The organism is Komarekiella delphini-convector SJRDD-AB1 (assembly GCF_014831675.1).
Taxonomy (GTDB): Bacteria; Cyanobacteriota; Cyanobacteriia; order Cyanobacteriales; family Nostocaceae; genus Komarekiella.
Map to the genome: position 1 here is coordinate 1 of NZ_VJXY01000027.1, position 23369 is coordinate 23369.

17 protein-coding genes, 1 pseudogene and 1 CRISPR repeat array are annotated in these 23369 nt (G+C 39.0%); of the genes and pseudogenes, 11 read left to right on the plus strand and 7 right to left on the minus strand.

Annotated elements, in window-relative coordinates; genetic code table 11:
- Positions 1-120 (plus strand): annotated as a pseudogene (locus FNW02_RS22150) (IS630 family transposase); the annotation flags it as partial.
- A 46-nt stretch (positions 121-166) separates the two neighbouring features.
- Here the strand turns inward: FNW02_RS22150 and FNW02_RS22155 are convergent.
- Both FNW02_RS22155 and FNW02_RS22160 read right to left on the minus strand, forming a co-directional pair.
- The gene (locus tag FNW02_RS22155; RefSeq protein WP_191759656.1) at positions 167-787 is read right to left on the minus strand and encodes a hypothetical protein; all 621 of its coding nucleotides are present in this window, start codon (positions 785-787) and stop codon (positions 167-169) included.
- Between the two features lie 40 nt (positions 788-827).
- Positions 828-2105, minus strand: coding sequence for a tRNA nucleotidyltransferase/poly(A) polymerase family protein (locus tag FNW02_RS22160; RefSeq protein WP_191759657.1), 1278 nt, complete (start codon positions 2103-2105; stop codon positions 828-830).
- An 85-nt stretch (positions 2106-2190) separates the two neighbouring features.
- On the opposite strand from FNW02_RS22160, the gene FNW02_RS22165 reads away from it, so the two are divergent.
- The 7 genes from FNW02_RS22165 (at position 2191) to FNW02_RS22195 (ending at position 12084) form a co-directional block, all read left to right on the plus strand.
- The gene (locus tag FNW02_RS22165; RefSeq protein WP_162394043.1) at positions 2191-2439 is read left to right on the plus strand and encodes a Ycf34 family protein; all 249 of its coding nucleotides are present in this window, start codon (positions 2191-2193) and stop codon (positions 2437-2439) included.
- Positions 2440-2520: 81 nt separating this feature from the next.
- Entirely contained in the window at positions 2521-3177 is a 657-nt protein-coding gene (gene tsaB / locus FNW02_RS22170) for a tRNA (adenosine(37)-N6)-threonylcarbamoyltransferase complex dimerization subunit type 1 TsaB (RefSeq protein ID WP_191759658.1), read from the plus strand.
- A gap of 173 nt (positions 3178-3350) precedes the next feature.
- Positions 3351-4043 carry a phosphoribosylanthranilate isomerase gene (locus FNW02_RS22175; RefSeq protein WP_191759659.1) on the plus strand — a complete coding sequence of 231 codons (693 nt, stop codon included), beginning with the start codon at positions 3351-3353 and terminating at the stop codon, positions 4041-4043.
- Between the two features lie 118 nt (positions 4044-4161).
- Positions 4162-4977, plus strand: coding sequence for a DUF1838 domain-containing protein (locus tag FNW02_RS22180; RefSeq protein WP_191759660.1), 816 nt, complete (start codon positions 4162-4164; stop codon positions 4975-4977).
- 369 nt (positions 4978-5346) lie between these two features.
- Positions 5347-8082: a CRISPR direct-repeat array (repeat unit 37 nt; unit sequence ATTCCAATTACTTAAAATCCCTATTAGGGATTGAAAC).
- 591 nt (positions 8083-8673) lie between these two features.
- Positions 8674-9273 (plus strand): cytochrome b/b6 domain-containing protein, encoded by a 600-nt coding sequence (locus FNW02_RS22185; protein ID WP_191759661.1) that lies wholly within the window; start codon positions 8674-8676, stop codon positions 9271-9273.
- A 174-nt stretch (positions 9274-9447) separates the two neighbouring features.
- Positions 9448-10881, plus strand: coding sequence for a bifunctional orotidine-5'-phosphate decarboxylase/orotate phosphoribosyltransferase (locus FNW02_RS22190; RefSeq protein WP_191759662.1), 1434 nt, complete (start codon positions 9448-9450; stop codon positions 10879-10881).
- Between the two features lie 102 nt (positions 10882-10983).
- Positions 10984-12084, plus strand: coding sequence for an AI-2E family transporter (locus tag FNW02_RS22195; RefSeq protein WP_191759663.1), 1101 nt, complete (start codon positions 10984-10986; stop codon positions 12082-12084).
- 169 nt (positions 12085-12253) lie between these two features.
- Here the strand turns inward: FNW02_RS22195 and FNW02_RS22200 are convergent, their stop codons facing one another.
- Positions 12254-14710: an ATP-dependent Clp protease ATP-binding subunit gene (locus tag FNW02_RS22200; protein ID WP_191759735.1), complete on the minus strand. Its 2457-nt coding sequence runs from the start codon at positions 14708-14710 to the stop codon at positions 12254-12256.
- A 231-nt stretch (positions 14711-14941) separates the two neighbouring features.
- Between FNW02_RS22200 and FNW02_RS22205 the strand changes: the two genes are divergently transcribed.
- Entirely contained in the window at positions 14942-15238 is a 297-nt protein-coding gene (locus tag FNW02_RS22205; RefSeq protein ID WP_191759664.1) for a DUF3288 family protein, read from the plus strand.
- A 521-nt stretch (positions 15239-15759) separates the two neighbouring features.
- On the opposite strand, the gene FNW02_RS22210 is transcribed toward FNW02_RS22205, so the two are convergent.
- Positions 15760-16335, minus strand: a complete 576-nt coding sequence (locus tag FNW02_RS22210; RefSeq protein WP_191759736.1) for a TIGR04376 family protein — start codon at positions 16333-16335, stop codon at positions 15760-15762.
- Between the two features lie 350 nt (positions 16336-16685).
- On the opposite strand from FNW02_RS22210, the gene FNW02_RS22215 reads away from it, so the two are divergent.
- On the plus strand, positions 16686-16850 hold the full coding sequence (locus tag FNW02_RS22215; RefSeq protein ID WP_191759665.1) for a type II toxin-antitoxin system HicB family antitoxin: 165 nt from the start codon (positions 16686-16688) through the stop codon (positions 16848-16850).
- Between the two features lie 25 nt (positions 16851-16875).
- Here the strand turns inward: FNW02_RS22215 and FNW02_RS22220 are convergent, their stop codons facing one another.
- The 3 genes from FNW02_RS22220 to FNW02_RS22230 all read right to left on the minus strand — a co-directional run bounded on the left by FNW02_RS22220 (position 16876) and on the right by FNW02_RS22230 (position 20917).
- Positions 16876-18384, minus strand: a complete 1509-nt coding sequence (locus tag FNW02_RS22220) for an NYN domain-containing protein (protein WP_191759666.1) — start codon at positions 18382-18384, stop codon at positions 16876-16878.
- A gap of 62 nt (positions 18385-18446) precedes the next feature.
- Positions 18447-19313 (minus strand): D-alanyl-D-alanine carboxypeptidase family protein, encoded by an 867-nt coding sequence (locus FNW02_RS22225; RefSeq protein WP_191759667.1) that lies wholly within the window; start codon positions 19311-19313, stop codon positions 18447-18449.
- A 176-nt stretch (positions 19314-19489) separates the two neighbouring features.
- Positions 19490-20917: a hypothetical protein gene (locus tag FNW02_RS22230; RefSeq protein WP_191759668.1), complete on the minus strand. Its 1428-nt coding sequence runs from the start codon at positions 20915-20917 to the stop codon at positions 19490-19492.
- 408 nt (positions 20918-21325) lie between these two features.
- Between FNW02_RS22230 and mnmG the strand changes: the two genes are divergently transcribed.
- Entirely contained in the window at positions 21326-23248 is a 1923-nt protein-coding gene (mnmG, locus tag FNW02_RS22235; protein ID WP_191759737.1) for a tRNA uridine-5-carboxymethylaminomethyl(34) synthesis enzyme MnmG, read from the plus strand.
- Positions 23249-23369 lie beyond the last annotated feature (121 nt).

Genomic DNA, 23369 nt, shown 5'->3' on the forward strand with positions numbered 1-23369 from the left:
TGCGCTTTAATTCCAACATTCTCTCATTTAAAGTGGATGTTTGAATGGTTTATCCAAAACACTACTTTTGATTTTATGTCTCTCCAGATGTACGGATTTTTTTCAGAAATCAAATACTAGCCCTATATGTATACTTAATACATCTGCTTTTTCAATAAATTTAGGACTATGCAAGTTTTCTATACACCTGATCCCATTTTTTCATAGATGCCAAAGAAGTTAGCATAGTTTCTGTTTCTTGAGGAGTGATATCCTTCAAGTTAAGTGCCTTAAATTTTTCTTCAGTTAATATATTGATCTTTAATGCAACCGTGATTACAGATTGTGTTATGTGTTTTAGGGTTTCCACAATAATGTATAGTTCATCTTTTTCATAATCTTTAAAGCTAAATTCTTTTTTCAATTCCATATAAAACTTGCCTAAGCTCAAGGTCATTGCTTTAACTGCTTCTTTACCTTTTTGGTTTAGAAAAAAGTCCCAGTAATTATCCATAATTTCTTTGTATAGGAAATTGTATCTAACAAAAAGCAGAATAGATAAATCACCCTGTTGTTCTTTTTCTTTTAATTTCTTATCTAACTTCATAAATTTATGAAGCTGATGTAGCATTTGTCTTGCTTCCTCTTTAAGCTGATTAAGAGATATTTGCCGACTATTAGCCAACTCAAGTATCTCCGCCAGTGCTTTATCTTGCGGATTAGCATCATTTAGGCATCTTTCCAGGACTTCTATCCTTTCCTGAATGCTGGCAATTGTTTCTTGTGGGAATATGAAGCTGTGTACCATCTTTTATCTACCTGATGTGGGTTATGCGCTTTCCTTAAAACTACTCTAGACTCTCAAGTAGCTGGCGTGCAAATGCGATCGCATCCTCCACAGTAACCACTCTCCCCTCAGCTTGGGCTATGCTAATCTCTGCTAACAATTTGCCAATTGTTGGTGAAGCCGGAATATCTAATGCTATAATCAGCTCCTTCCCACTCACTAAGGGGATGGGATGAGCAACCAGATCATCAGGGTTCAGGTAGCGGTTGATCAACGGCGCGTAAGTGTGTAGCAGCTTGTCGCCAGACATCACCTCTACCAAATTATCAAGTGCTATGGCTAGCACCGCTGTAGCAGGAAACATCATATCTGCGTCCCGGAACAAAAAATATTGTTCTCGCAAAGGCATGTTAGCTACCTTGAGTTGCGGGAACAATCTCAAAGATGTAGTTACACCTCGAATTTCCGCACGGCTATAAGTTAATTCTTGTAGCTCAATTTCTGCTAATTCTGGATTTGAGTTTACTAAACAAGCAAGTTTGGCAATACCTAACCAAGTAGTTTTAATAGTATCGCGCACAGACTCTTGCAGTTTTGCCCCTAATTGTTGCCAGTTTTGAGCAACTAAATTAGCTGCTTTATCAACCGCTGCTAGTTTAATCAAGCTTTCACGGGTGGCATTTTTGAAGAAAGGAGCAAGTAAACCATCTTCCCATGCACTGGTTATCCAAGGAGTACCCTGAGAATTTGCTAGCAAGTAACCAATTTCTACCCTAACTCGTTCTGCGGCGACTGTGCTGATATGTGATGCCAATGAGCGAATTGTGGCTTGGGTGGCTGGCTCAATGGTAAAACCTAATTGAGCGGCTTGGCGATAAGCTCGCATTAACCGCAAAGGGTCGTCTACTAAGTTTGCGGGTGATACCATTCGCAAAGTAGCCAGTTGTAAATCGGTATAGCCTTGCAGAGGATCAATGATTTCTTGCGTGTGGGGATTATAGGCGATCGCATTTACTGTAAAATCCCTTCTATGCAAATCAGTTTCTAAACTAACTCCTTCCTGTTGGGCAAAATCAGCTGTGGCGTGAGGAAAAACCACACGAGCAATTCGGCGTTTTGGGTCGAGCAAGACAAAACCAGCTTTATAATGACGAGCGATCGCTCTTGCTACTTTTACCGCATCAGATGGTATAACAAAATCTAAGTCTAGATATTCGCGACTTCTGCCGAGAATCGCATCCCGCACAGCACCACCTACCATGTAAGCGGGTTTTGGCAACCATTCCAGGCTAAAAGGCCAATTTTCAGGAGCTAAGGTAGAAGGGACTAAACCGTGCATTGTAATAAAAATCAACCCAGCAGTTAATGAATAACAGTTTGGCTTAAGCTAGATTAACAATAAAGGCCCTGGAGTTGGTTCTATTATGTGTATTTGCGTGAATTGCCACTATGTAGACCGCTGTGCAACCTACAATGCTGTAGAAACGCAGCACCAACAGCCCCATTTGACCGAAACCCCAGATTTTGATCCGAATGAACCTTCCATCAATGTTAACATCCGTACCAAAGACGATTTCATTGAAATGGAGTGGGATGTTGTTGGTTGTCTCAGCTTTAAACGAGAAATGGGTAAGTGGTCGAAATTGCGTCCGGGTGAATTAGTACCAACGTGAAAACAAAACAAGAAACAAGATTCCCGATTTTTTAAAGAAGTCGGGAATCTGAGCCTTAAAAAATAGATATCTATATTTACTTTGACAACTGACCTAGAACAACTCGAACCAACAAAATACGCTTTAGCACTGCACACTACTACTCCCGAATTGGGTTTAGTAATTAGTAATTTTGCAGGCGAAAACCGCTCTGATATTTGGAATTTGGGGCGAGATTTATCCAGTCATATACATCAATATTTAATTGAGTTTATCAAACCGCAAAATTGGACAGATTTGGCGTTTATCGCAGTGGCAAAAGGGCCGGGTGGCTTTACTGGAACTCGTATAGGTGTTGTCACTGCCCGAACTTTGGCACAACAGTTAAATATTCCTGTGTTTGCTATTTCCACTTTAGCGGCGGTAGCTTGGTCAAAAGCAAGCAAAAATCAAAATGCCAAAACTTTTGCTGTGGAAATGCCAGCACAAAGAGGTAAAATTTTTGTAGCTATTTATCAAATGATGCCAGATACTTGTGGATTAATCGCCTTATTACCAGATACAGTCCTGACACCACAAGCATGGCAGGAAACTTTAGCTAACTGGAATACCAGTTATCAGCTAATTGAAGCAAAATCTGGGTTAGCATCGACAACAACAAGTATCTTGGAATTAGCTTATCTTGATTGGCAGCAAGGAAAGCGTCCTCATTGGTCAGAGGCTTTGCCGTATTATGGACAACATCCGGTAGACCTGTGAGCAGATAGCATAATGACATTTGACAAAGTATTTTGAAATCATATTTATCAACTACTTTTACACAGGATTTCTATTGAATAAACCACACGCGTAAGGGCACAATATATTATGCTCCTACAATATCTACGCATTTGAAAATAGCTGTAATGGAGAGCTTTAGGAGCTAGGAGAGAATGGAAAAAACAGCAATCCCAAGAGTCAAGATTTGCTGTATCAGCAGTACAGAAGAAGCATGGACTGCTATCCGTTACGGTGCATCTGCTCTTGGTTTAGTTTCTTATATGCCAAGTGGCCCTGGCGTGATTTCTGAGGAGCTAATTACGAAAATTGCTGCTTGTGTACCACCCCCTATCGCCACTTTTTTACTTACTTCCAGCCAAGATGCTCAGGAGATTATTCAGCAGGTTAGAAACTGCCGGACAAATACTGTACAAATCTGCGACTATTTAAAATCAGGAAGCTACCAAGACATCCGAGCAGCCTTACCTGGAATTTCCATTGTCCAAGTAATTCACGTGACTACAGAAGAATCTCTGAAAGAGGCAATCAGCGTAGCACCCCACGTAGATGCTATTCTATTGGACTCTGGCAATCAATCACTGCTGGTGAAAGAGTTGGGAGGCACAGGACGCTTACACGACTGGAACTTGAGCGCCAAAATTCGCCAACAGGTAGATGTGCCAATTTTTTTAGCTGGAGGTTTGAAACCTGAAAATGTCGCTATTGCAGTTAAACAAGTCGCTCCTTTTGGACTTGATTTGTGTAGTGCGGTTCGCAGTAATGGCAAATTAGATGAGTATAAGCTCAAACTATTTTTCCAACAATTGAAATATTGCACAGAAGAGGTTTCATTGGAATTTAATTAAAAAAACATAAATTTATAAGTGTAAATTGGTAACTAACACTCCTTAATTAATCACTTATCTGAATGCAGTGCGATTTAGAGGGTATTGTTTTTTTATTCAAATAATAAGGATGCTATAGATGGTTGCACAAACTCAAGAACTTGAAGCCCAGCACTGGGTAAAAACTCGTTCTTCCCTCGACCCCTCCCAATCCACTTTTCTGACCTGGAAAGGTAAAATTTACGCATTTATTCCCGGCGAGAAGAGACAACTCCTGTTTAAAATACTGGGGTTAAGCGTTAGCAGGTGTATTCCTACACAAGAAGGTAGCTGGGATTTTACCTCTAGGGAACTGACTTATTACCTAAACCCAGAAACAGATGAGATTTTGCCCAAATGGGAGAATCCTTGGACAGGTGAGACAGTATCGGTACTCCATGTTGCTAATAATCCTGTGCAAGGTAAATTTCAGGGCAAGTTTCCAGCGCAAGTAGAAGGAGACAACACAACCTTTGTGTTTGATTTATTTCCTACTTACCCAAATCCTCTGGCAGACGATCGCAAATTTGCCGAATACACTCCATATCCAATTTATCAGGCAGCGGAATTGTTTAAACTGACCGTGCCAACCGCAGATTTATTTAACTCAGCACTCCCCTCCGTTTCTCAACTTCAGTTGAGTTGGGATAGAATTGGTCAATGGCTTCCTTGGATGAAAATGGGCGATCGCCCTGGTAATCTCATCTATAGTGCTTTTGGAAGTAAAGTCAGCGGTTTAACTGAATTACCCCAACTGCTGCAAGACGAAATTAATAACCGCATTCCTTTGTATAAGCAAGCCCCAAAAGCCTTTGTAGAAGGGGAAGATATGACATCCTGGTTGTACTTTCAAAAGCACTTTCAGGCTTATTTGGCTGGCGAAACCTTCCCGCTTCCACAACCAGAGGAGGAGTAATTTAGCTTCAAATCAACATTTAACTTTTGACTGGAGAGATATGGTAATCTCTCCAAGCTGCGATCGCTTATACTTCAGTCAAGGTAGTAAGCGATCGCTATAATGTTTGCGATCATTGAATAAGACCAGTTTTTGTATCCAGTGCGCGGATGGGTAGGTGTTGGTAAAAAGATGATTGAAAAAACGGCTGAATCTCTCTGTATGCAAGAATTTGAAGACAGTAGCATCTTTAAATCATCCGCGCACCTTATCAGCACTGGCTTTTAGCCATTTGCATCTAGCCAAATTACAACTGCTTATGTTATGATTTCTCTATTCGCGCAACAGAACCTTGAAAACCAAATAACACAAGGCTTTCAGCCTCCAGCGATTCCAATTACTTAAAATCCCTATTAGGGATTGAAACAAGTGCATATTTAAGCTGAATAAAAGATTTACCGGATTCCAATTACTTAAAATCCCTATTAGGGATTGAAACCTTTTTACTTCAGCTTGGTATGAGGCTCAAGATTATAATTCCAATTACTTAAAATCCCTATTAGGGATTGAAACTGATATTGAGAAGCAATTTCAGAAGAAGTCAGATTCCAATTACTTAAAATCCCTATTAGGGATTGAAACTTACACCAGACAAATCGCCATTACCTTGGACGTCTTATTCCAATTACTTAAAATCCCTATTAGGGATTGAAACGTTTGATACCATTCGCCATAATTATCAACTCTTTCATTCCAATTACTTAAAATCCCTATTAGGGATTGAAACCAAAGCTGTCCGCCTGAAACTATGAGTACTACAGCCAATTCCAATTACTTAAAATCCCTATTAGGGATTGAAACTTCATTAACCCAGAAATCAGCTTCCTGAATCCCAGGAATTCCAATTACTTAAAATCCCTATTAGGGATTGAAACTTCTGATTATTGTACCAACTCCGTTGGCTCAGAAAATTCAATTCCAATTACTTAAAATCCCTATTAGGGATTGAAACAGCTCTTGAATTGCTAAGTAGCAGTAAGTTACAGCGCAAATTCCAATTACTTAAAATCCCTATTAGGGATTGAAACACATTTTCCATCGCTGGCTTTAAAGGTTCAGGTATATTCCAATTACTTAAAATCCCTATTAGGGATTGAAACCTAGTCATGCCCAGATTGCTAGACACGTCAGTAAAATTCCAATTACTTAAAATCCCTATTAGGGATTGAAACAGTTAAGGGAAAATAAAAGAGCCAAACTAGTTAAATTCCAATTACTTAAAATCCCTATTAGGGATTGAAACAATACGTGTTGAAACTATACTATTAACGCCAAAGCATTCCAATTACTTAAAATCCCTATTAGGGATTGAAACAAAAAGCAACTATCGAAACAACAGAAACAAAGAAAATTATTCCAATTACTTAAAATCCCTATTAGGGATTGAAACGCGCTGACGATTGCTGCGAGGCGATCGCCCAGGATTCCAATTACTTAAAATCCCTATTAGGGATTGAAACACACCAGCCGCAATTGTTCCTAAAGAAGTAACCAATTCCAATTACTTAAAATCCCTATTAGGGATTGAAACATTTACAAAGTTAGAAGCTAATATATAAGTAATCATTCCAATTACTTAAAATCCCTATTAGGGATTGAAACTTTGCATTCATTTTCAATTTGGCTTTCAAAATAGACTGTTATTCCAATTACTTAAAATCCCTATTAGGGATTGAAACGCCATCTGGTCAGGTTTTAGGAACAACATTTAATGGATTCCAATTACTTAAAATCCCTATTAGGGATTGAAACCAGGGGTGGAAGGAAGAAGGGATATTAATAAAGTGGATTCCAATTACTTAAAATCCCTATTAGGGATTGAAACTTTACTGACAAACAATCTGCTATCGCTAATGTGAAGATTCCAATTACTTAAAATCCCTATTAGGGATTGAAACTAAAATGGGTTTGCTCAAAAAGGTAGTGTGAGAAAATTCCAATTACTTAAAATCCCTATTAGGGATTGAAACTACCAAACGATACACTTATAGAAATTATATATCCTGGAGGATTCAAATTACTTAAAATCCCTATTAGGGATTGAAACAAACGTGCTGTAGTTAGTACTGTAAATGGAATAGGATTCCAATTACTTAAAATCCCTATTAGGGATTGAAACAAATTTTCAATTTCTGCATAATCTTCAGGAGATGTTAATTCCAATTACTTAAAATCCCTATTAGGGATTGAAACTTCTTACTTCATATATAATACTCATTTTATGAAAGTATTCCAATTACTTAAAATCCCTATTAGGGATTGAAACATTACAAAAGAAGTAATTCCATTGCACTATGGTAATATTCCAATTACTTAAAATCCCTATTAGGGATTGAAACTTATGGGTTATGAGTATACCATTATCGGTAATCCGTTATTCCAATTACTTAAAATCCCTATTAGGGATTGAAACATCTTTAACATAGACATCCGTATATGATGTTATTCTTATTCCAATTACTTAAAATCCCTATTAGGGATTGAAACGATGATATTTGTGATCATTATCAAATACCTAAATTATTCCAATTACTTAAAATCCCTATTAGGGATTGAAACACCGGAAACTCTGAAACAACCCCCTTAGATTTAGAATTCCAATTACTTAAAATCCCTATTAGGGATTGAAACTAAGGATAATCCAGATAACTTAGAGCAAGTTACTAAGATTCCAATTACTTAAAATCCCTATTAGGGATTGAAACCCATTAACTACAAGTTGAGGTAAAGTCACTGGGAATTCCAATTACTTAAAATCCCTATTAGGGATTGAAACACAGGCTTTTTGGACAACGGGCGACAAATGGCGGTGTATGATTCCAATTACTTAAAATCCCTATTAGGGATTGAAACAAACCTAACTACGCTTCGCACCCTGCACATGATTATTCCAATTACTTAAAATCCCTATTAGGGATTGAAACTTCATTTTGAGCGATCGCCAACGTATTCGGCGCAATTCCAATTACTTAAAATCCCTATTAGGGATTGAAACCTCCAACATATATTGTTTCTATCTGTTTATGGTCATTCCAATTACTTAAAATCCCTATTAGGGATTGAAACTGATCCGTTTTCACCCAGCCTCTAAAAGTATTACAAGCACACTCTACGAATTCTTCTCTTCTAGACGCTTCGCGTTGGCGTTCTTGGCGTCTTAGCGGTTCGATACATTAAGCTTTTTAGCAGTTTTTGCGTAAGTTCTGTTTGCATCTTTGCGACGCCAATTGATTCAACGAGGAGAACCCCAATGGCTCACCTACCCTGCGGGAAGCTGCTCCGCGTCTATGCGTGCGACTAAATTCATACTCTTAATAAGCAACGCCTAGCATCAACATAGTCGAATTATATCTATCGAGACTTGACAGCGTGCGTGTAAAGCTTTCCAATAGGGTTTATCGAAGCCGTGTAGTGCTTAATTCTATATTTACGTACAAAATAAATGTGATACAAAGCTTACATAGTAAGCTTTGCAGGCAATATATTTAACTATATATTACGTATAAAAGAGATGCGATCGCACGCATCTACGGCATAAGTTTATAGCTTCAACTGAATCATAGGGTGGGAAAATAAGGGTGAGCAATGCTCATCCCCTAAATTGCTGGGTTATTTGCCTAAGACAGATAAACAGAAAATTTTATCAGTCAATATTTTATGACTTCGACCGTTCCCGTTAAAACTCGGAAGTTACCAATCCAAGCGATAGGAGCCAAGATTTTCCACTCGTGTAACATCGTTAGCCTGTCGCTCATGATGACAAGTGGGCTACAAATTTACAACGCCAACCCTGTTTTTGGTGGACGCGCAGGTTTACACATTCCTCCCATATTTACATTAGGAGGTTGGCTTGCGGGAGGTAGACACTGGCATTTTGCAGCAATGTGGTTATTCTCGCTCAATCTCTTATGGTATGGAATTTATGTTTTAATTACCCGACGTTGGCGACATCGATTTGTGGGAGTCAATGACCTCAAAGCATTGCAAAAAACTCAAAATCCTCAGCGTTTAGTTTACGCGTGGCATCGCATTGTTTATACAGCCATTATTCCTATCTTACTACTGGCGTTATTTACAGGAATAGGAATGTATAAACCTGCTCAATTTCCTTGGATTGTGGGTATGTTTGGCAGTTGGCAAGCACTGCGTATTGTTCACTTTGCCTCAGTACCATTGTTTATCCTCTTTACAGTAATTCACTCTCTATTAGGACGTAAAGCCGGAGGTTCCCAACTTACAGAATCAATGTTTTGGTGAACTTTTTAGATCACGCTCTTATATCCCTCTCTGCGACTCTGTCTTGAAAAGTTTCCTACGGCGGGAAACCCGCCTACAGAACTTTTCGCTGCGCCTCTGCGTGAAAAACATGTAGTTAATTTACCTAAAAAGCGCTGTAATCATCTAAGCATTTCCCTTTTATAAACTACAAAAATGAACTTTTTTGATAAATTGAATGGTAATATATCACAAAATCAAAGCTTACTATTTGTAGGACTTGATCCAAATCCAGAGATGATGCCTAGCCGTTATGAATCTCAAGATATCATCGCTGGGTTGTGGAAGTGGTTGCAATTTATTATCGCTGAGACTGCTGATTTTGTTTGTGCTTATAAACCGACACTTGGCTTTTACGAAGCGTTGGGCATTCCAGGTTTAGAACTGCTGCATAAAACTTTAGCAGCTATTCCAGCCCACATCCCAATTATTTTAGATGCTAAACACAGTGACTTAAATACCAGCAGCATTTTTGCTCACGCTGTGTTTACACAATGGCATGTCGATGCAATCACTCTCAGTCCTTATAATGGGCAAGATCATGTAGTACCTTTTTTGGTATATCCTGATAAAGCAGTGTTTATTTTATGCTGTACTTCTAATCTAGGCGCAGAAGCTTTACAACAATATCCTACGAACCAATCACCTCTTTATTTGCAGGTGGTAAAAGAATCAAAAACTTGGGGAACTCCAGAACAATTAGGTTTAGAAGTGGGAACTACAAATCCTGAAGTTTTGGCGCTCATTCGGGGAGTTGCTCCTGAAAGAATTATCATGGCGCGTAGTATCTGGGCTGAAGGCGGAAACCTGAAGCAAATTTTAGAAGCAGGCTTGAATGATAGTGGTGATGGCTTGCTGATTCCGGTTCCTCAAGATATGTTGGGAAACACAGATTTATCTGAGCAAATTCAGTCTTTACGTGCAGAAATTAACCAAATAAAAGCTGAAATTATTCAGGAAAATTCTACATGCTCTGTATGGCTGCCTAATGTTTGTTTTTTAAATCAGCATCCTCAACAGGATTTGATTTTACAACTTTATGATATTGGCTGCATTATGTTTGGTAAGTTTGTCCAAGCATCAGGAGCCATATTTCCTTATTACATCGACTTACGCAAAATTATTTCTAATCCCCAAGTTTTTAGTCAAGTTATCACTGCTTATGAAGGCATTTTGAAAAACCTCAACTTTGATAGAGTAGCAGGTATTCCCTATGGTTCTTTGCCAACTGCTACTGGTTTAGCCTTGCGTCTTCACTGTCCGATGATTTTTCCTCGTAAAGAGGTGAAAGCACATGGAACTCGGAGAGTAATTGAGGGTAACTTTCAGCCTGGTGAAACGGTTGTGGTGGTTGATGACATTCTCATCAGTGGCAAAAGCGTGATGGAAGGGGCAGAAAAGTTGAAATCAGCGGGACTAAATGTTAACGATATTGTGGTATTTATCGATCATGAACAAGGAGTAAGAGACAGGTTACAAAATAATGGTTACTGTAGCCATGCGGTTTTAACTATTTCGGAAATTACCACAACTCTATATCAAGCAGGAAGAATAAATGATGAGCAATTGTTAGCCTTTAACGAAGGTTAGGGTAGCGATCGCCTGTTATATTGTATCATTACTAACACTGAGCATATTTAATGCCTAAGCAATGCTTGGGCATCAGAATAACTTTGAATTTTGAATAAATTTATGATTTTTTCTCTCAAGCAACTACTTAAATGGTTAATTTTGACGCTGCTATTTCCTTTAGTCTTTCTCAATGGTTGGCTAGCGTTTCGGCTATTTCAAAATTTTCAACCCCTAGTAACAATTCTTATTTTAGCTACTTTATTTGCTTTTATTTTAAATTACCCTGTTTCAGCTCTCCAACAGCGGGGACTTCAACGTAACTATGCAGTATCTTTAGTTTTTATATTAGCCTTAGTAATTTTAGTTGCTTTGGGTATTACTTTAATACCAATTATTTTAGAGCAATTTCATGAAATGGCTAAGCTACTTCCCCAATGGATTGATTCTAGTGAAGAAAAACTTCAGAGATTAAATGATTGGGCTGCTAGTCATAAATTAAGGGTGAATTTCAGTCAAATATTAACACGAGTAACTGAAGGTTTGCCTGATGAATTTGAATATCTTTCTGATAAACTTTTAGGCATTATTATAGATACTATTGATAGTATATCTGAAGCATTAATCACAGTAGTACTGACTTTTTATCTTTTGTTAGATGGGCCAAGACTTTGGGAAGGGTTATTTAAAAAATTGCCTGGAACTTTTGCTGTGCGGGTCAGCCAATCTATTCAGCAAAACTTTCAAAATTTTTTGATTGGTCAAGGAACTTTGGCCTTGCTGATGGGGGTTTCAGAAACATTAATGTTTTTAGCTTTTCAAGTCCAGTTCGGTTTACTCTTTGGTTTTGGGGTTGGGCTTTTGAGTTTAGTTCCCTTTGGGGATGTTGTTAGTCTTGTTGTCATAACTTTAATCATCGCCTCACACAACTTTTGGCTAGCAGTAAAGGTTTTTGCAGTAGCTATTATAATCGACCAGTTAATTGATCAGGCGATCGCACCACGGCTTTTAGGTAAATTTACAGGGATAAGACCAATTTGGGTATTAATTGCCTTGCTAGCAGGAACCAATATTGGAGGGGTATTAGGTTTGCTAGTTGCGGTTCCTGTAGCTGGTTTTATTAAAGATGCGATAGATGGTTTTGCTAAATCTGGTTATTCTGAGAATGTAACTGAGAGTGAAGCAACATCAGAATTGTTGGCAAAAGAATCAATATCGCAATGAGTTGTGGATAGAAGAAAACCCCTAGCATTTCTACTAGGGGTAAGAATTAATACCATTTCACTTTATGTTTGCCGGAGATGCCCCCGTCTATGCCTCTGCTCTAGGCAAGAGGCTGGAGTGTTGATCAAATATTACAGCAAAAAGTGATCAGGTATAAAAGGTATGCATCTTAGCCAACATTTGCTAATAGCAATTCTCGTTTTTCGGACTTTTGAACTCTCACTTGACCGTCATCGTCAACATCAACAATGGCTGTGTCTCCATCTGTGATTTGACTAGATAGCAAAGCTTCCGCAAGAGAGTCTTCTAAAAGGCGCATAATTGCCCGACGTAATGGTCTAGCACCATAGCTGGGATTATAACCTTCTTGTACTACAAGCTCTTTGAAGCGTTCTGTTACTTCTAGGGTAATTCCCTTTTCAGTCAAGCGAGTAGAAACATCACCAAGCATAATATCAGCGATTTGCTTGACTTCATCCTTAGAAAGCTGGGTGAAGACGATAATCTCATCAACACGGTTGAGAAACTCAGGACGGAAGTAAGTTTTCAACTCCTCATTTACCAGAGTGCGAATGCGGTTGTAACTAGCTTCGGGTTGATTGTCAAACTCAAAGCCTAAACTACTGCCACCTTTTTCAATTACCTTAGAACCAATGTTAGAAGTCAAGATGATTAGGGTATTCTTGAAGTCTACTTTTCGACCTTTGGCATCGGTGAGGTGTCCGTCATCCAATATTTGCAGCAGCATATTGAATACATCAGGGTGAGCTTTTTCGATTTCGTCGAATAGCAACACTGTGTAAGGTTTGCGCCGCACAGATTCCGTTAGTTGTCCCCCTTCGTCATATCCGACATAACCAGGAGGCGAACCAATGAGCTTGGAGACGGTATGGCTTTCCATGTATTCGGACATATCCAAGCGAATCATCGATTCTTCTGAACCGAAGAAGTAAGCAGCCAATGCCTTGGCTAGTTCTGTTTTGCCGACTCCAGTAGGGCCAGAAAAGATAAAGCTAGCGATGGGACGATTAGGACTTTTTAGACCAACTCTGGCGCGACGGATACCGCGAGATACAGCCGAGACTGCTTGTTCTTGACCGATTAGCCGTTGGTGAAGAGTGTCTTCTAGGTGTAACAACAATTCTGACTCCGATTCAGTCAGCTTGTTAACTGGTACGCCAGTCCACGAGGCAACGATTTGAGCGATGTCTTCTTCATCAACGATGGTAGAATTGACGGGCTTATCGTCTTGTGATGATATTGCCTGTAATTGTGTTGTGAGTTCTAATTCCTGGTCGCGCAGTTGTCCAGCTTTGTCAAAATCTTGGACTCGTACTGCTGCTTCTTTGGCTTTGGTGACACCAGTCAGTTCAAGCTTGAGTTCTTTATTATTGGAAATCTGAGAGTTCCGCAAACGAACACGAGAACCAGCTTCATCAATCAAGTCAATTGCTTTATCAGGCAAGAAGCGATCGCTAATATAGCGGTCTGACAACTGCGCTGCTGCTACAATTGCTGCATCAGAAATTGTCACTTTGTGATGTTGCTCGTAAGCTTGGCGCAAACCATAAAGAATCTCAATAGTCTCTTCTACTGAAGGTTCCCCTACCATAATCGGTTGGAAACGACGTTCTAAAGCAGCATCGCGCTCAATATGCTGACGATACTCATCAAGGGTAGTTGCGCCGATGCACTGGAGTTCGCCCCGTGCTAAGGCAGGTTTGAGGATATTGGCTGCATCCAATCCACCTTCTGTGCCACCAGCACCAACTAAAGTGTGAATTTCGTCAATTACCAGGATGATATTGCCTACAGTACGGACTTCTTCCACGACTTTTTTGATGCGTTCTTCAAAATCGCCCCGGAAGCGAGTGCCTGCAACTAGCGACCCCATATCGAGGCTAATGACTTGCTTATCTTGTAAAGTTTCAGGTACATCCTGATTTACAATACGTTGAGCTAGACCTTCAGCGATCGCAGTTTTACCAACTCCTGGTTCCCCAATCAACACTGGGTTATTCTTGGTACGACGCCCCAGAATTTGGATAGCACGCTCAATTTCTTTTTGGCGACCGACTACGGGGTCAAGCCTACCTTCTTGCGCTAGTTTAGTAAGATTTCTACCAAACTCTTCCATAGTTAGCGTTTGGGTACGCTTTTGACCACCGCTACTACCAGCGAATACAGAGGCATTGTCACCCAAACGGCGAACTACAGCACTACGGACACTCTTAAGGTCAACCCCTAGATTTTGCAGTACTTTAGCGGCGACACCTTCACCAGCCTCAGTTAATCCTAAGAGTAGGTGTTCAGTATTAATGTAATTTTGTCCCAGACTATGAGCTTCTTTAAACGATTGCTCAAAGAGGCTTTTCACCTTGGGGGTAAAAGGAATTTCTGGTGGTACAAAACCAGAACCTCTACCAATTATTTTTTCTACCTCGCGACGTGCGTCTTTTAGTGTCACGCCCAATTCGGTCAGCACTTTAGCAGCAACCCCGGTTCCTTCTCCCATCAAACCCAGGAGAATTTGCTCAGTTCCTACAAAGTTGTGTCCTAGGCGACGTGCCTCCTCCTGAGCGAGCATAATTACTCTAATAGCTTCGGAAGTGAAGTGTTCAAACATAGCGGGTTCTTGCTCCCTTGCTGCTTGGACTTTGGGTGAGATAAAATTCACCCTCATCTAAAGTTTTTTGTATTTTCTTAAGGACAATGTATCTTTATTTAAAGTTGAATGGCAGTGGGGAGAGCCGTATTAGCTCAGGTGTAGTTGCCGTCTTCAGATAATTCAGGTGAGATGCAAAGACTCTTAACACTTGACTCTTAATCAATCCACGTCCAGTTACAGGTATAAAAAATGACTGAAGCAACCAAAGGTAAAGACCAACAACATCCACTTTACAATCGCGATCGCCCCCTTATTGATATTTTACTCGCTCAAGAAGCAACGGATTACAATTTAGCAGAATTAGCTAGACTACGAATGCGTTATCAAGGTTTTCCAGGGGCTAGAGACATCCAACAAGATTTGGATAAAGTCTTACAGCAGTGGGGTTTGAGCGAAGCTGAACTTTATGAGAGAAGTCGCCAAATCCATAACTTGGGAGGTATTTACAAAAGTCGCGGGAAGAAAGAGGAGCAAGACTGGAATTAGGATAGCTGGATGACGATTTTTGGCAACTTCTCCATTAAGAAATTTAGTTGCTCTACATCCTCAATTACTCTATTATTCGCTCAATGCCTTGATGAGCATTAAAATCAGCTTTGCGATCGCTATCTGCCCTGAAGTAAAGTGCAAAAACTGCTATGCATATCACAATTTTGCTCATCTTAATATTAAATTTATTGGGTCTATATGTAAACTTTTGTATCTAAATTTAATATTTTTGGAAGGATGAAATTGTTATTAAGTGTGATATGCATTTAGTTTGCAGTATTGTCGCAATTAGGGAAGATGAGGGAACAGGGGGAGCAGGGGAAATGCAGAAGTGAAAGAGATGGGGGAGAGCAAGGACTACTTAGATGTAGGCATCAAAAGCGTGCCGATTTGAGGAAATGGAGAAGTGAAAGAGATGGGGGAGAGCAAGGAGTAAATTGCAGCAAATCTGCCCCCCTGCCCCTCTGCCCTTCTGCCCCACTTCCTCTTGAGCTTTCATTTTGTACCAGCCTTGGTAATTATTTCCCCATATTCCGCTTCATTTGTTCCAACTCATCTTGGGTTTCCCAGCGGCGGAACTTATCTTCTAAGTCGTCGAAACCACTAGAATAACTACTAGTTTGATTCGACCAGCCATTAGTTTCCAAACGTTGCTGGGCTTGAGCTTGAGCACGCACTGTCTGCGCTTCCGCAGCTTTGGCTTGCACCTCCTGTCGCCGCTGCTGAATTTTCCGCAGTAGTTCCTGAGATTGGGTAATGCGTTCTTTGAGTCCTTGCATTTGTCCCCAACGCTGATTTCCTTCGCGCAATAAGGCGGCTTCTCGCTCTTGCGCCGGAGTTGCTAAATCTTGTCTACCAGCGTCTTTGGCTTTTTGAACGCGGATATGCCAACGCTGAATTTCTTGAGCAGTGGCCAGAATATCCTCTTGCGATCGCTTTTCCTGTAATTTTAAATCTGCTACTAACTTTAAAGTATCTTCTTCTTGCTCACGCAGCTGTTCTAACAGCGCCTCTAACTCCAAATGTGGATTACTACGCAAGAATTCTTCTAAACGATTTTCCAGAAACCGACTCAAATCATCAAATAAGCCCACTGCCAGAACTCCAGACATCGGGTATGTAACTATTTTATTGTAGTAATTATTATGGTGCGCGGATAGTAGATTTCAACAGTTCAGTTATAAAGCAATTTAAATAGCTGATATAAAAATCAAAAACTACGAATATCAAATCAGATTAGTTGTCAAAAAAAGCACAAATTATTATAAAGATTACGCTATTGTAGATACTTAAAATTGTGCTATGGAAAGTGTAGAGTCTGCGGCGATCATTGTTTATATAGACCGCAGTAAAGTTGAGTTTTTCCCTATGGTTAATATGGATGAGAAAGTCTTTTGTATGATTAAACAAGATAGAGTGGGCAGACAAAAACAGTGATTTAATTATGCGATACAAAGTAAAGTTAAATCAGACAGATGAAGGATTCGCTATTTGGTGTCCTGCTTTACCCGGATGTTGGTCGCAGGGAAAGACAGAAGAGGAAGCTTTAGAAAATATCAAAGATGCTATTCAAGCCTACCTTGAGACTGTTGAGGAATTAACTAAGTAGAGACAATTGAGTTGAGACAACAAACTTAAGATTTACCAGTTACAACAGTTTCCTTTAAATTACCGTTAGAGTTGATTATAGCTTTCTGACTCTTATTTGATGAGTTACTCAAGTTTGTATTGTCTTCGAGAATTAACTTATTGTTGTCAATAGATAGACAAACATCTGTTCCTTCAAGAGCTTTTTTCAAAAAACTTGTCAATGTACTGCCATGTTTTTGTCTCTTCTGGTCAAAATTTTGTATTTCTTTTCTTAAAATTGTGTGGATTTGAGACATATGAATACCACCTTGTCTAAGTTGACTAGCTTGCTCGTTATTCTGCTTCAATGCCTGTAAAACTTTCTTTGTTATTACAAAAATATCATCATTTAAATTGCTATCGTTATTTACTTCATTAATTTGAGCTTCCTCTATTTTTGCTTGGGTAGCAGGTATAGGTAAAAAGTAATCACAGACAGACTTGAGAACACGATTAACATTTCCTTCGTAAGCACATCCAATTACAGTCTTTCCATACTCATGGAGCTTTTTAGCTAAGGAAGCAAATGCACCATCACCTGATACAATAACGAAAACTTGCAACGTAGAACGGCTCTGAGCTAATTCCATAACATCAATCGCCAGTTGCATATCTGCTGCATTTCGTTTGTGACTGTAATCAAAAATTTGAATTGATTCAATGCCAAGTTCTTGAATTTCATTTTTTAGAAGCCTTAATCGAGAATCGCTCCAGTCAGCATAAGCGCATTGAATAGCAATTTTATTAACTAAGCTAATTTTTTCAAGATTTGTTTGAATTTGTTTAAGAGAAAAATTTAAATTTGGGTTGCTTCTACCCATTGTTAAGTTTTCGATATCATAAAAAATAGCTGTATTAAACTGCTCAGCTTTAGCTGAAATATTAGATTGAGTAGCTAACTGCTCTAAACGATTCTGACACTGCTTTAGCTCTCTAAACTCAGCTATTAAAGATGACATTTCGTGAGTTGACTCAGAACTAACTGATTGCTGTTTAAACTGCGTAATTACTGCTTGTAAGTTATTAACTTGTAGTTTTGCCTGTTGTAATTCTTGCTGAAACTTATTAGTTAATGTATTGATTTGAGTCTGAGTTTGGACAGTCTGCTCACAAAGTTCGCCAACGGTTCTAGAGAGAATTTGCTGGCGTTGCTGATAAGCTATTACCAAAGCTTGCTGGATGATATCCCACTCTTTTGGAAAAGCCTCGCGGGTAAAAACTTGTCGAACAGCTTCATAGCCAGCTATGGCAATTTCTAAATTATTCGCAGGGTTCCCTTGTGTAAATTCTTGAATGATTATACTTAATTTAAGAATAACACGAGCTATATTAACAGCATTAGCAGGTTCTTTAGCAAAGCGATCGCTTACCCATTTTCGCAATATCAAAGCCAAGTCATCATTGAGTTTATTTAAGTTATGTTGCAAAATTGGGTATATTTCTTGATTTTGATAAGTAGCTTTTAATAATTCGAGCAGGAAGGTTTGTTTCTGGTTAGCAACTTCATTTGGCATAATTATTCCCTGACAATATACCTTTTAATTGAGTATTCCCCACTTTGCATTACATCTAACAATTAAAGCGGTGTCACCCAATAGCTAATACCCCGAACAATATGATTTTTAAAACCAAATTGAGATAAATTTTCTTCACGTAAACCTACATAAGTCCAATGTGGGATATCGTTTTCTACAGTTTGAAACCAGCCGTTTTGATTAAGAGCTTGTTTTTGCTGTTGATTTGATACGCGCAAATCAATTGCTAATCCCCAAAGATGTTGTGAAGTTCCAGGAGGTGCAACTAAACCAAGAATCTTTGTTTCTTTACCCTGTTGTACTTTTGCCAACATTTGATTATTAGCATATTTGTGCCAAAATCTTAAATTTGTTGCAAAACTACGAGTACAATCACCAGAACCATAACCAGATTTTAACGGAATATTTTGTAGCGATCGCGCTTTATTTAAAGCATCAGCCGCCGATTTTTGTAAATAACAATCTTTAGTACCATCAACTTGACCCATTATCAGGGTATCTTGAAATTCTTGAGCTTCCTGTTCGTTAGCGAAAATATCTTTTTGTGGCAGCTTAATTTCTATATCTGGGTTTACAAATACTGCGCCGTATGCTCGTAGCAAAATATATTCAAAAGTACCAGGCTGAGGAATTGTAGGTAAGTTTCTAGCAATTGCAGACAAAAAACGCTCTTGATCATTCAATTGCTGGTTGGGAATAAATGGCGTAACCATAGAAGATGAACTTGTATTTTTACAGGAAACAAAAGCAGTATTCAAGCATTCATTCAATGGTTGGACAGTTATATATATTTGTGGGTGAGTAATCTCATTACTTGCCACCAAAGTAAAAATAATCAATACAACTGTAGTAATAAAAATTATCCTTTTGGGAGTTCGCTGTCTTTGCCAAAAAATTTTCTTTTTCATATTACCTGTAACTTATGGTAAGAATTTAGTCATGGGTTAAATCCCTAACTTAGTTTCCAATACTTAGTACTTTTGAAAATAGGTCTAGATATCTTTATAAATAAGATTTAGGTAAAATAAATCCTCAAACCTCTTAGAAAGAGAATTGAGGAAAACTTCATAACCTTATGTTAAATTTAGTTGTCAAATTTTGAAATACTTAATAATTCGGTATGTTTTAATTGTTTATAATCAAATTGATTTAATAAAATATTTATTTCTTGCTTTAATTTTACTCCTGAGTTCATTCTTGCCAGTGGATGATTAGCTCTTGCTTGATCAAGCAACCATAATATACCCTTTGGACTCATACCAGTTGTGCCATAGGAATTAGAAACAACTGTAATTACTTCTCTGCGATCGCAACTAATATCTCTAGAAATCTTAGGGCGAACTAAATATTTTTGAATTGAACTATAATGCACGTGAGATAATATTTTTTGGGCATTATATAGTTGTAAATATGCTACTAACCAATAATTCTGTTGTAGCAGAAGTAATAAGACATTTTCAGTCAAATGATTAAAAGTTTCTTTATTTATTCCCAAAGCCTGAAAAATTTTGCTTTCAATGCTATCTATATTCATTGAATTTTCTAACTTTTTGATAGCATTAGGCATTAATACAGAAAAAACTTCCTGTATATGTTTTTTGTATCCAATAAACTTTCCATGAGGTGGCATTAAATCCTCAAATAGCATTATATCTCGATGCAATACTGCATAATCGTTTGCTCCACTAGGAGGTTTAAGATACTGATTAATAGGATACCAAGAACAGGCATATTGCCTTAAAATATCAAGAAAAAAATCTGTATTAAATTGAGACTTTTTCATGAATTCTACTAAATTAGATTTTATGCTGAGCATGAGTATGCTAGCATTCAAGGCTGCTTCAATTGCTTGAGGTTCGTTAAGTCCTTTCGTTTTTTGAAGATATTCAAGATGTTCATTTGCAGCCTCTTGAATCGCAAAAGATTTCTTCAACAAGCTAATAAACTCAATTTCAGCTTTCTGACCAGAAAACGTTACAAAACAACCATCGGAAAATAATGCTGGCACATTATGTATAATTTTTTGATTTTTAGGGTGCATTACCTGCACTGTTGGGCCATTACATTCTATAAAAGTAAAAAATGAATCCCGATAAGGATGACCTATTATGTCTGCAATCTGCTGAAAGTAATTAATAAAGCTTTGGGAATTACGAATCAATAATAAATCTAAACCTTTTCCTGGTTCTACTACATCTGGTTGAGTTTTTTCTCTGCACTCAACAGCTTTTAGCTCTTTTTTAATAAAACATTGCTGTGTATGCCTTTCTATTGAACTCCCAAATATACCTAAAATTACTAACAATTTTTTGGCATCATCTGGATTTACATTTTCTGGATATGGAGCAATATTCAATATATTGTTATTTAAAATTATTGCTAATTCTTGTGGAGATTGTTTTTCGGCATATACTTCCTCATTTAATAATGGAAGTTTTTCTAACACCCACTTAATCATGGTGTTTATTGCTAAAGCAGAGAACTCTGCTTTATTAGTAATTTTATCCAGCATAAAAATTAGCTTAATCTCTTTAAAAGAAAGTTTTTAGATACTTTTTATCCTGTAACACAGCATAAATATATCAAACATTTTTGACTTCAGTTTTTATACTTAAAAGTGTTTTTGTAAACTAAAAACTTTTCCCTAAACTTACTTACAGCAGCGTCAATAAGATAAAGCTAGACATAATATTTACTTAGTCGGTAAATAATCAATAAACAAATTAGATTTAAATTAAATTTATGAGCATTGACTTTAAGTCCATTACGTAATCAATTGAAAATCATTTGATTGTTTGAGTTTTAAATTTTGCAGAGCAGTGATAGTCGTTTTGTTAGCCTTATCTATAAAAGATACATCCATGAAACCATTGGAACAGTTAAAATTGAAAAGAACTCTCAGCTTGCTGATCCTCTAAGTATGACCATGCACAATTCCATAGAATTCCAAGACGCTTTTGATGTTATTGTCGTCGGTGCAGGTCACTCCGGTTGTGAAGCGGCCCTTGCCACTGCACGCCTCGGTTGTCGTACCTTGCTATTGACACTCAACTTGGATAAAATCGCTTGGCAACCTTGTAATCCAGCAGTAGGAGGCCCAGCCAAATCCCAGTTGACCCATGAGGTAGACGCACTCGGCGGGGAAATTGGTAAAGTTGCAGACCGCACCTACCTGCAAAAGCGCATCCTCAACTCTTCACGAGGGCCTGCGGTTTGGGCATTACGCGCCCAGACGGACAAGCGCGAATATGCGGCGGTGATGAAGGTGATTGTTGAGAATCAAGAAAACTTGACCATCCGCGAAGGGATGGCGACAGATTTGGTGTTGGGCGCTAACGATGAAGTCATCGGCGTTCAAACTTACTTTGGCATGGCGTTTGAGTGCAAAGCAGTCATCTTAACAACGGGCACTTTTTTGGGGGGCAAAATTTGGGTAGGTAACAAATCTATGCCAGCGGGACGTGCTGGAGAATTTGCGGCGGAGGGATTGACACAAACCCTGAATCGCTTAGGATTTGAAACCGGAAGGCTCAAAACTGGTACTCCAGCAAGGGTAGACAAGCGATCGGTAGACTACAGTAAAATGTTAATCCAGCCAGGTGATGAAGATATCCGCTGGTTTAGCTTTGACCCAGATGTGTGGGTAGAACGGGAACAAATGCCTTGTTATATTACCCGTACAACTACTGAGACTCATCGTTTGATTCAGGAAAATTTACACCTGTCGCCCGTTTATGGCGGTTGGGTGGAAGCCAAGGGGCCACGTTATTGTCCCAGTATTGAAGATAAGATTGTGCGCTTTGCTGACAAGGAAAGTCACCAAATCTTTATTGAACCGGAAGGAAGAGATATACCAGAACTTTATATCCAAGGGTTTTCTACAGGCTTGCCCGAAAATCTGCAACTGCAAATGTTGCGGACTCTCCCCGGCTTAGAAAAATGTACTATGCTTCGTCCGGCTTATGCTGTGGAGTATGACTATTTACCAGCGACTCAGTGTTATCCCACACTCATGACTAAGAAGATTTCCGGGCTGTTTTGTGCGGGGCAAATTAATGGCACAACAGGCTACGAAGAAGCCGCAGCTCAAGGTCTTGTGGCGGGAATCAATGCAGCTCGCTTTGCTCGTGGTCAAGAGATGATTGTGTTCGCACGTGAGCAAAGTTACATCGGTACGTTGGTTGACGACCTGTGTACAAAAGACTTACGGGAGCCTTATCGGATGCTCACTAGTAGGTCTGAGTATCGGTTGATCTTGCGTTCTGATAATGCCGACCAACGCCTGACACCCTTGGGGCGCGAAATTGGTTTAATTGACGATCGCCGTTGGAATTTATTTACCCAAAAGCAAACACAGATTACCACAGAAAAAGAACGGCTGCACACCACGCGGGTGAAAGAACATGATCAAATCGGAATAGCGATCGCATCTGATACCCAACAAGCAATTAAAGGTTCAATTACCCTAGCAGATTTACTACGGCGTCCGGGACTGCATTACGTTGACCTCGACAGGTACGGACTAGGAAACCCCAACCTCAACCGAGCCGAAAAAGAAGGTGCAGAAATCGACATTAAGTATTCTGGCTATCTCGCAAGACAACAACATCAAATTGAGCAGATTTCCCGTCAAGCGCATCGCCACTTACCTGCGGATCTGGATTATACAAAAATTGATACCCTTTCCAAAGAGGCACGGGAAAAGCTCACTCAAGTAAAACCACTCACTATCGGTCAAGCTGCACGTATAGGTGGCGTAAACCCAGCGGATGTAAATGCCTTGCTATTATATTTAGAATTGCGTAAAACCAAGAGCCAGTCAGGATTTCCAGCGTTAGCTTAACTCCAACTTCATAAAGACTGAGTATAGTAGTAGGAAGGAGGTTTGGTATGATAGATGACATACACTTTAGTAGTGGCATCATCAACAACCCTCGGATGAAAGTTGAGTTTAATACCACCGC

Coding starts and splice junctions, on each gene's coding strand:
- FNW02_RS22155 (WP_191759656.1), bottom strand. CDS start 787: ATGGTACACAGCTTCATATTCCCACAAGAAACAATTGCCAGCATTCAG.
- FNW02_RS22180 (WP_191759660.1), top strand. CDS start 4,162: ATGGTTGCACAAACTCAAGAACTTGAAGCCCAGCACTGGGTAAAAACT.
- FNW02_RS22160 (WP_191759657.1), bottom strand. CDS start 2,105: ATGCACGGTTTAGTCCCTTCTACCTTAGCTCCTGAAAATTGGCCTTTT.
- FNW02_RS22225 (WP_191759667.1), bottom strand. CDS start 19,313: ATGAAAAAGAAAATTTTTTGGCAAAGACAGCGAACTCCCAAAAGGATA.
- FNW02_RS22190 (WP_191759662.1), top strand. CDS start 9,448: ATGAACTTTTTTGATAAATTGAATGGTAATATATCACAAAATCAAAGC.
- FNW02_RS22165 (WP_162394043.1), top strand. CDS start 2,191: ATGTGTATTTGCGTGAATTGCCACTATGTAGACCGCTGTGCAACCTAC.
- FNW02_RS22215 (WP_191759665.1), top strand. CDS start 16,686: ATGCGATACAAAGTAAAGTTAAATCAGACAGATGAAGGATTCGCTATT.
- FNW02_RS22185 (WP_191759661.1), top strand. CDS start 8,674: ATGACTTCGACCGTTCCCGTTAAAACTCGGAAGTTACCAATCCAAGCG.
- FNW02_RS22175 (WP_191759659.1), top strand. CDS start 3,351: ATGGAAAAAACAGCAATCCCAAGAGTCAAGATTTGCTGTATCAGCAGT.
- FNW02_RS22220 (WP_191759666.1), bottom strand. CDS start 18,384: ATGCCAAATGAAGTTGCTAACCAGAAACAAACCTTCCTGCTCGAATTA.
- FNW02_RS22205 (WP_191759664.1), top strand. CDS start 14,942: ATGACTGAAGCAACCAAAGGTAAAGACCAACAACATCCACTTTACAAT.
- FNW02_RS22195 (WP_191759663.1), top strand. CDS start 10,984: ATGATTTTTTCTCTCAAGCAACTACTTAAATGGTTAATTTTGACGCTG.
- mnmG (WP_191759737.1), top strand. CDS start 21,326: ATGACCATGCACAATTCCATAGAATTCCAAGACGCTTTTGATGTTATT.
- FNW02_RS22200 (WP_191759735.1), bottom strand. CDS start 14,710: ATGTTTGAACACTTCACTTCCGAAGCTATTAGAGTAATTATGCTCGCT.
- FNW02_RS22230 (WP_191759668.1), bottom strand. CDS start 20,917: ATGCTGGATAAAATTACTAATAAAGCAGAGTTCTCTGCTTTAGCAATA.